The organism is Micromonospora sp. LOL_025 (assembly GCF_048060285.1).
Classification (GTDB): Bacteria; Actinomycetota; Actinomycetes; order Mycobacteriales; family Micromonosporaceae; genus Micromonospora.
In genome coordinates this window covers 132,938-141,679 of sequence record NZ_JBHMIR010000016.1, presented here as the reverse complement: position 1 = coordinate 141,679, position 8,742 = coordinate 132,938, and the positions used below count along the sequence as shown (strand labels likewise).

Below are 8,742 nucleotides of genomic sequence, written 5' to 3'. Positions count from 1 at the left end.
CCCGGCTGCCACCGCCGGTACGGTCGGCGGGGGCCATCTCCATGCCCTGGAGGTCGAGAAGCGCCATGTCGAGTCATCTCCTTCTGTGCTGGTCTATCGGGTGGTCTTGCCCTGACGTCGCCGGTGAAGGCGAACGGATCAGTTGCAGGTCGTGACGGACAGCGAGCTGTCGCCGCAGAGCAGCAGGCTCGCCCGGCTGCCACCGCCGGTACGGTCGGCGGGGGCCATCTCCATGCCCTGGAGGTCGAGAAGCGCCATGTCGTGTCACCTCCTTCCGTGCTGGTCGGTCGGATCGGTCGCCCTCGCCGAAGCGGGGGAGTCGGGGGCGCCCGCCAGGGGCGCGAGGAACGGCAGGCTCACCGGGGCGTCGGGCCGCGCGGCGGCCAGAGCCAGCAGCACGCCGGCGGTGCCGGTGCCGAGGTCCATGGACAGCCGCAGCAACTGCTCGCCCGGGAAGGCGGTGCCGTCGGCGTAGGGCAGGGCGTGCCAGGCCAGCCGGGCCACCTGGGCGTCGCGCTCGCGGCAGCGCTGCGGATCGTCGGGGTACGCCGCCAGGTAGGCCACGATGCCGGCCCGTCCGGCGAAGAGGCCGGACTGCGCGTAGAACGGGGACCGCGCGGCGCGGCGCACGCCGGCGCTGGCCTCGGTGAACCGCTCGTCGGCGCGGTGCCGCAGGTACTGGTCGAGCACCAGTCCGATCCCGACGCTGCCCTGCCCGAGGTAGGGCATGGTGCGCCAGCCCTCGTTGACCTCCAGTGCGCCGTCGGGACGTACCACGCAGCGGCGCAGGTCCTGGCGCAGGGCCGTGGCGGCGTGCTCCAGCAGCGCCTGCTCGCCGGTCAGCTCGTGCAGCCGCACCAGCAGCAACGCCGGCCCGGTCCGGCCGCGCAGCAGCCCGGCGTACGGATTGCGCCCGCCGCTGATTTCCGGCCCCGGGTCGTCGGCGAGCTGGTCGACGACCCGCTCGGCGGCCCGCCAGGCCGCGTCGCGCAGGGCCGTCTCGCCGGTGCGCCCGGCCAGCTCGGCCAGGTTGAGCGCGATGCCGGACAGGCCGCCCGAGAGGCTGTGGTCCAGGCCGTCGAGCGGCTGGCGCAGGCAGACGTCGAGCACGTCGAGGGCGTCCTGGCGGCGGCCGAGCGCATCGAGGGCGTACGCGACGCCGTGCAGGCCGTCGTAGAAGCCGCACCGGGTGCCGGAGGCGGGCGCCGTGGCCCGGCGGACCAGCCACTGCTCGTGTTCCGGCCACCGTCCGGCGCCGCTGACGTGCAGGGCGTACAGGACGCCGGCCGCGCCGTGGGCGAGGTTCAGCCCGCCGCTGCGGAACTGCTCGATGTCGCCGGGGAAGAGCCGGTCGTCCCGCTCCGGTGTCGCGCTGGCGAGGATCGCCCGGGCGAGCCGGTCCCGGTGGGCCGGTCCGACGTCGACGGTGAGGTCGGGTGCCGGTCCGGCGTCCGCCGGGGCGGCGCCGGTGATCTCCCGTACGGCGTCGTCGAGGAGTTCCCTCGGCACCGGGAAGTGATCGGCGATCACGTCGGCGAGGTGCGCGGCCTTGTCCGGCCCGAGCCGGACGAGCTGGGTCAGCGGCAGGAACAGCGCCAGCCGCAGGCAGGCCAGGGCGTACCGGTCGACGGCGGGACCGGTGCGGTCCCGGGGCGCGGCGAAGCCCTGGTTGCGCAGTCCCGGCCGGCGGTGACCGTCGATCGGCGCGGCGACCTCGAAGTCGACAAGCGCGATCCGGTCGTCCGGGCGGACCATGACGTTGAACAGGTGCAGGTCGCCGTAGACCAGGCCGCGGTCGTGGATCGCCGTGACGACCTCCTCGACCTGCCGGTGCACGTCCAGCGCCCAGCGGGTGTAGTCGGCGCGGTCGGCGTCGGTGGCGTCGGCGTCGATCAGCGGGTACCGGTCGACGAGGACCTTGTTGAGCGCGCGGCCCTCGATGAACTCCAGCGCGAGGAACCGGTGCTCGCCGAGGGCGAACTCGTCGTGCACCCGGGGCACCTGCGGCAGGTCGGCCAGCCGGCGCAGCGCGTCGGCCTCCCGGGCCAGGCGGGCCACCGCGTCGGTGCCGTCGGCGTCGAGGCCGGCGTGCGGCCGTGCCTCCTTCAGCACCACCTGGGTGTCGGTCCGCACGTCCCGGCCGACGTAGAGACCGCCGCCGTTGGAGAAGTGGATGACCTTCTCGATCCGGTACGGCACCTCGTCGGTGCTGGTGGCGTTGCGGGCGGCCAGGTGCGGGCCGAGGAAGTCGGGCAGCGTCACCCAGGACGGCACGTGGAACACCGGGTCGCGGCGGTCGGGCACCAGCGTGCCCGTGTCGTCCTCGATCGCCGGGACGACCTGACCGTCGGGGGAGTGGCAGTAGCGCGCGGCGAAGCCGCCGTAGCGTACGTGCACCGGGCCGGCGCCATGGCGCAGGTCGCTGAGGATGTACGGGCCGGGCTCGCCGGCGAGCAGCTCGTCGAGCTCCTTGCAGACCAGCTCCAGCTCCGCGTCGTCGCGGGGGTAGACGGTGACGAACTTGCCGCTGGCCGCCCGGGAGGCGTACTTGGAGTTGCGCAGCAGCAGGGTGCGCGGGCCGCGCAGGAACTTGAAGGACAGTCCACGCGGGACGCAGTAGTCCCAGACGGCGTCCAGCACCCGCTCGGCGTTGCCGAGCGTCGCCGACACGTGGATCTTCCAGCCCTGCTGGGGCAGCGTGCCCCCCTCGGGGGCGTAGATCAGCCAGTCGTCGAGCGGCTCGGAGCGCCAGCCGTCGGGGACGGGCCGCTGGGCCGCCGCGAAGGTGGGCTGCTCGACCGCGCTGCCGAGAGAGTCGTAGAAGAGCCGGTCGGCGGCGCAGTAGCTGTCGTAGCGCTCGTCCACCCTGACCACTCCCTCCGCTGTTCGGTCGGTGCCTTTGCCGTTCGGCCGATGCCCCCGGCCTGTCGATGGAGATGAGTCTGTCCGTTCGGGCTATGGCGGCTCCAGTGCGTTCAGTCATGACGACGAATGCGTGCCGCACGGGTCGGCCGTGACAAATGTCAGTTGCGCCCAGGGCGCGCGCTGCCCCGCCGGCGGTTCGCCGCCACGGGCCGGGCGGTACGCCCACCCGGGCCGGTGGCGGTACGGTGCTCGCCGTGACCGCAGACGATCACCCCTCCGTCGCCGGCGTCGGACCCGTCGCCGTGCTGGCCAACCCCACCGCGGGCCGGGGCCGGCACCGGGGGTTGCTGCCGCGGGTGCTGTACCGGCTCGCGGCCGCCGGCCGGCCGGTACGCCCGCTGCACGCGCGCACCGCCGACGAGGCCGAGGCGGCCTGCCGTGCGGCGGTGCGCGACGGCGCGTCGGCCCTGGTCGCGGTCGGCGGCGACGGGACCGTGCACCGCGCGGTGCAGGCGATCGCCGGAACGGGCGTCCCGTTCGGCCCGGTGCCCGCCGGCACCGGCAACGACTTCGCCGCCGACACCGGCTTCCCGGCCGACCCGCTCGCCGCCGTCGACGTGATCGCGGCGGCGCTGCGCGACGGCCGCACCCGCCCGGTGGACCTGGCGCGGATGACGGGGGCCGACGGCGCGGACCGGTGGTACGGGGCGGTGCTCGCGGCCGGCTTCGACGCGATCGTCAACGAGCGCGCCAACCGGATGCGCTGGCCGAGCGGGCCGCGCCGCTACGACCTGGCGATCCTGGTGGAACTGGCCCGGCTGCGCCCGCGCCGCTACACGCTGCGCCTCGACGGGGTGCCGCACGAGGTGGACGCCGTGCTGGTGGCGGTGGGCAACTGCGCCAGCTACGGCGGCGGCATGCGGATCTGTCCGGACGCGGACCCGACCGACGGCCTGCTCGACGTGGTGGTGGGTGGCCGGTTCGACCGGCGCACCCTGATGCGGGTCAAGCCGCGCATCTACCGGGGCACCCACGTGACGCATCCGCTGGTGCGCAGCTTCCGCGCCCGTACGGTCGAGCTGGACGCCGAGGGCATCACCACGTACGCCGACGGCGAGCGCGCCCTGCCCCTCCCCCTGACCGTCACGGCCACCCCCGCCGCCCTCCACCTCCTCCGCTGACGCTCCCTCCCTCCCTCCCTCCCTCCCTCCCTCCCTCCCTCCCGCCCGCCCCCACCCCGCCCCGGCCCCGGCCCCCGCCACGGCGTCGATCATGCAGTTATGGTGCCCCACACAAGTGGTGTAAGCGGACACAACCGGCACCAGAAGTCCATGATCGACGCCGGGGTCGGGGCCGGGGGCGGGCGGGTCAGGAGGGTGTGCGGGTGATGCGGTCGAGCCATTCGGCCAGCAGGGTCCGTTCTGCGGGGGTGAGGTCGGTGGTGAGGGTGTCGAGGGCGGCGCGCAGCGCCACCGCGTGCCGGACCGGTCGGTCGGCCCGGGAGATCGCCCGGGCGGCGGGGGAGTCGGTGACCAGGGCGGCGAGCGTCGCCTCGCGGGTGCGGGTCGACAGGGCCGGGTCCCGTTGCGGCGGCGGGGTCCGGATCAGGGTGAGGGTCACCCCGCAGGAGTTGGCGTGCAGCATCTCGGTCGCCTGGTCGACGCCCGTGCGCAGCCGGCCCGCCTCGGCCACCCGGTGCACGAGCTGGCGCAGGATGTCGGCCGCGACCCGGGCCGCGGTCGGGGTCTCGCCGGGGCGCGGGTCGCCGTACATGAGGGCGTGGAACGCCGGGTTGGCCACGCCGAAGCCGACGTGCAGGTCCCAGCCCCGGCGCAGGTCGTCGACCGGGTCGTCGACGAGGTCGCCGGCCGCCTGGGCGTGCAGGTACGCGGCGAACCCGTAGCTGGCCGCCGCGTCCAGCAGGCCGCGCATGTCGCCGAACTGGCGGTAGATCGTGGGCGCCTGCACCCCGGCCGCCCGGCTGACCGCGCGGGTGGAGACGGCATCCCGGCCACCCTCGGCGAGCAGCGCGGCGGCGGCCCGGACGATCCGGTCCCGGGGCGACGTCTCGGTGATCATGGCAGCGACGATAACGCCTTCGCGTTAGCGCCGCGTGTTAACGACGCTGTCGGCGCGCCGTTAGCTCTGCTTCTCGACGCCGGCCAGGTCCAGCACGGCGCCCAGTCCGTTGGCCCGGCCCGCCTCGGCGGCCGGCAGCACCAGCACCGCGCACCCGGCCGCGACGGCCCCCGCGTCGGCCGGGGTATCGCCCACCATCAGCGTCCGCTCCGGGTCGACGCCGAGCATCCCGCAGGCGCGCAGGAAGATCCCCGGGTCCGGCTTGCAGCGCCCTACCTCGTACGAGAGCACGAACGCGTCGACCAGCCCGGCCAACCCCCAGGCCTCGAAGTGCGGCCGGATGTCGAAGCCGATGTTGCTGACCACGCCCACCCGGACGCCCCCCGCCCGCAGCGCGGCCAGGGTCGGGGCGGTGTCCGGGTAGGGCACCCAGCCCTCGGGCACCAGCACCCGCTCGTAGAGCGCCTCCGCGAAGCCCTCGATGCCCGCGTCCACGGTCTCGGCGAGCCCGGTGTAGGCGCCCCGGTGGGCGTGCGGGTAGAGATCCCGGTCGGCCCAGAGCTCGGTCAGCCGGGGCGGCACCCGGGTCGGCAGCGGCCCGCCCGCCCGGCCGGCGGTCAGCAGCCGGTCGGCCAGCGCGGTGGCCCGCATCCGCTCCAGGGTCACCCCGCAGGCGGCGGCGGCCGCGAGCACCCAGTCCCGGGGGTCCTCCACCTGGGCCAGGGTGCCGTGGAAGTCGAGCAGGACCGCCTCCACCGGCCGGCGGGACGGACCCGGGCGGACGGCGTCGTCGGCGCCGCGCGAGGCGTGGGGCGGTTCGGCATGATCCGGCACGTCGTGCACCCTACCGACCGCCTCCGACCCGGCTGCCGGTCGGCCTTGTCCGGTGGCTGTCGGCGGTACGCATTAATCTTGGAGGCATGTCGAGCCCCGCCGAGCGGTACGCCGCGGCGCGCCGCCGGGCCGCGCAGGCCTCACAGTTCCCGGCACTGGACGAGTTCGCCCTCGATCTGGGGTTCGATCTCGACGACTTCCAGCGGGAGGCGTGCCAGGCTCTGGAGCGGGGCAGCGGCGTCCTGGTCTGCGCCCCGACCGGCGCCGGCAAGACCGTGGTCGGCGAGTTCGCCGTGCACCTGGCACTGCGCGGCACGCCGGCGCGCGGCACGGCGCCCGGCGACGCGACGGCGGCCGCGGCCGGCGACGGGGGCGCCCCGCCCCGCCGGCGCAAGTGCTTCTACACCACCCCGATCAAGGCCCTGTCGAACCAGAAGTACCACGACCTGGTCGACCGCTACGGCGCCGAGCAGGTCGGGCTTCTCACCGGCGACAACGCCATCAACGGCGACGCCCCGGTGGTGGTGATGACCACCGAGGTGCTGCGCAACATGCTCTACGCCGGCTCGGCCACCCTCGACGGCCTGGCCTACGTGGTGATGGACGAGGTGCACTACCTCGCCGACCGGTTCCGCGGCGGCGTGTGGGAGGAGGTGATCATCCACCTGCCCGCCTCGGTCACCCTGGTCTCCCTGTCGGCCACCGTGTCCAACGCCGAGGAGTTCGCCGACTGGCTGGTCACGGTGCGCGGCGAGACGGCCGTGGTGGTCAGCGAGCACCGCCCGGTGCCGCTGTGGCAGCACATGCTGGTCGGCAAGCGGATGTTCGACCTGTTCCACGACGCCGACGCCGCCCGCAAGCACGACGTGCACCCCGAGCTGCTGCGCTACACCCGCGACACCATGCGCCGGCTGGAACTCGGCGAGGGGCGCAGCGCCGGCCCCGGCGGCGGCCGGCGCGGGCCCCGCTGGCGCGGTCCGATGCGCCCCGACATCGTCGACCGGCTCGACCGGGAGGGGCTGCTGCCGGCGATCCTGTTCATCTTCAGCCGCGCCGGCTGCGCCGCGGCCGTGCAGCAGTGCCTCGCCGCGGGCCTGCGGCTCACCTCCCCCGACGAGCGGGCCGAGATCCGCCGGGTCGTCGAGTCGCGGGTCACCGCCATCCCCGGCGAGGACCTGACCGTCCTCGGCTACTGGGAGTGGCTCGACGGCCTCGAACGCGGCCTGGCCGCCCACCACGCCGGCATGCTGCCGGTGTTCAAGGAGGTCGTCGAGGAGCTCTTCGTCCGGGGCCTGGTCAAGGCGGTCTTCGCCACCGAGACGCTCGCCCTGGGCATCAACATGCCGGCCCGCTGCGTCGTGCTGGAACGCCTGGTCAAGTACAACGGCGAGGCGCACGTCGACCTGACGCCCGGGGAGTACACCCAGCTCACGGGCCGCGCCGGCCGTCGGGGCATCGACGTCGAGGGGCACGCCGTCGTGGTCTGGTCCCCGGAGACCGACCCCCGGCACGTGGCCGGTCTCGCCTCCACCCGCACCTACCCGCTGCGGTCCAGCTTCCGGCCGTCGTACAACATGGCGGTCAACCTGGTCGGCACGGTCGGCACCGAGCCGGCCCGCGCGCTGCTGGAGTCCTCGTTCGCCCAGTTCCAGGCGGACCGCTCGGTGGTCGGCCTGGCCCGCCAGGTGCAGCGCAACACCGAGACCATCGAGGCGTACGGCGCGGAGGCGGCCTGCCACCACGGCGACTTCGACGAGTACTTCGCGCTGCGGGTGGCGATCGGCGAGCGGGAGCGGGCCATCGCCCGGCAGGGGCAGAGCCAGCGCAAGGCCGCCGCGGTGGCCTCCCTGGAGCGGCTGCGGGTCGGCGACGTGATCCGGGTGCCGTCGGGCCGGCGGGCCGGCCTGGCCGTCGTGCTCGACCCGGCCACGGGCGGCTTCGGCGAGCCCCGGCCGCTGGTGCTCACCCAGGACCGCTGGGCGGGCCGGGTCAGCCCCGGGGACTTCACCGCCCCCGCCGAGGTGCTGGCGCGCATCCGGGTGCCGAAGCACTTCAACCACCGGTCCCCGGCGGCCCGGCGCGATCTGGCCGCCGAGGTCAGCGGCACCGGGCTGGACCGGCAGGGCGGCCGCCGGGGCGGCCGGTCCCGCCAGGCCGTGGGTGAGGACCACCGGCTCAGCCAGCTCCGCACGGAGCTGCGCCGGCATCCCTGCCACGCCTGCCCCGACCGCGAGGAGCACGCCCGCTGGGCGGAGCGGCGCCGCCGCCTGGAGAACGACACCGAGGAGCTGCGGCAGCGGGTGGCCGGCCGCACCGGCTCGCTGGCCCGCACGTTCGACCGGATCGTGGCGCTGCTCACCGCCCGGGGCTACCTGACGCCCGACGGCGCGGTGACCGACGCCGGCCGGATGCTCGGTCGGATCTGGACCGAGGCGGACCTGCTGGTCGCCGAGTGCCTGCGGCGCGGGGTGTGGGACGGGCTCTCCCCGGCCGAGCTGGCGGCGGCGGTCTCCGTGGTGGTCTTCGAGGCCCGCCGCGACGTCGACGAGCGGGCGTCGCTGCCGCGCGGCCCGGTGGCCGAGGCGGTCGACGAGACGCTCAAGCTGTGGAGCGAGATCGAGGCCGACGAGGCGGCCCGCGGCCTCACCGTCACCCGCGAGCCCGACCTCGGCTTCGCCTGGCCGGTCTACCGCTGGGCGCGGGGCGAGGCGCTCGCGAAGGTCCTCGGCAGCGGCCACGAGATCGACGGCGAGATGCCGGCCGGCGACTTCGTCCGCTGGGCGCGGCAGGTGGTCGACCTGCTCGGCCAGCTCGCCGACTCCGGCGGCGCCTCGGCGGAGCTCAGGTCCACGGCCCGGCAGGCGATCGGCGCTGTGAACCGGGGCGTGCTGGCCTACCACACCCCGGCCTGACCGTTACGGTCCGCAATCGGGCATCGAAACCGACGCATCGCAAAGTCATCGC

7 protein-coding genes are annotated in these 8,742 nt (G+C 75.2%); 2 read left to right on the top strand and 5 right to left on the bottom strand.

Annotated features, from left to right (window positions below; genetic code table 11):
* From ACFHW0_RS20375 to lanKC, 3 genes are all read right to left on the bottom strand, one after another.
* A partial coding sequence (locus ACFHW0_RS20375; protein ID WP_416609849.1) for a SapB/AmfS family lanthipeptide occupies positions 1–67 on the bottom strand: 67 nt, incomplete at its 3' end.
* Between the two features lie 71 nt (positions 68–138).
* Complete coding sequence (locus tag ACFHW0_RS20370) at positions 139–258, bottom strand: SapB/AmfS family lanthipeptide (protein ID WP_089003486.1); 120 nt, start codon at positions 256–258, stop codon at positions 139–141.
* 6 nt (positions 259–264) lie between these two features.
* Positions 265–2,865 carry a class III lanthionine synthetase LanKC gene (gene lanKC / locus ACFHW0_RS20365; RefSeq protein WP_416609839.1) on the bottom strand — a complete coding sequence of 867 codons (2,601 nt, stop codon included), beginning with the start codon at positions 2,863–2,865 and terminating at the stop codon, positions 265–267.
* 245 nt (positions 2,866–3,110) lie between these two features.
* On the opposite strand from lanKC, the gene ACFHW0_RS20360 reads away from it, so the two are divergent.
* The gene (locus ACFHW0_RS20360) at positions 3,111–4,046 is read left to right on the top strand and encodes a diacylglycerol kinase (protein ID WP_416609837.1); all 936 of its coding nucleotides are present in this window, start codon (positions 3,111–3,113) and stop codon (positions 4,044–4,046) included.
* Positions 4,047–4,233: 187 nt separating this feature from the next.
* Here the strand turns inward: ACFHW0_RS20360 and ACFHW0_RS20355 are convergent, their stop codons facing one another.
* Both ACFHW0_RS20355 and ACFHW0_RS20350 read right to left on the bottom strand, forming a co-directional pair.
* Complete coding sequence (locus tag ACFHW0_RS20355) at positions 4,234–4,944, bottom strand: TetR/AcrR family transcriptional regulator (RefSeq protein WP_416609835.1); 711 nt, start codon at positions 4,942–4,944, stop codon at positions 4,234–4,236.
* 60 nt (positions 4,945–5,004) lie between these two features.
* Complete coding sequence (locus ACFHW0_RS20350; protein WP_416609833.1) at positions 5,005–5,778, bottom strand: HAD family hydrolase; 774 nt, start codon at positions 5,776–5,778, stop codon at positions 5,005–5,007.
* An 86-nt stretch (positions 5,779–5,864) separates the two neighbouring features.
* Here ACFHW0_RS20350 and ACFHW0_RS20345 point away from each other — a divergent pair, with 86 nt between their 5' ends.
* The gene (locus ACFHW0_RS20345) at positions 5,865–8,690 is read left to right on the top strand and encodes a DEAD/DEAH box helicase (RefSeq protein WP_416609831.1); all 2,826 of its coding nucleotides are present in this window, start codon (positions 5,865–5,867) and stop codon (positions 8,688–8,690) included.
* Positions 8,691–8,742 lie beyond the last annotated feature (52 nt).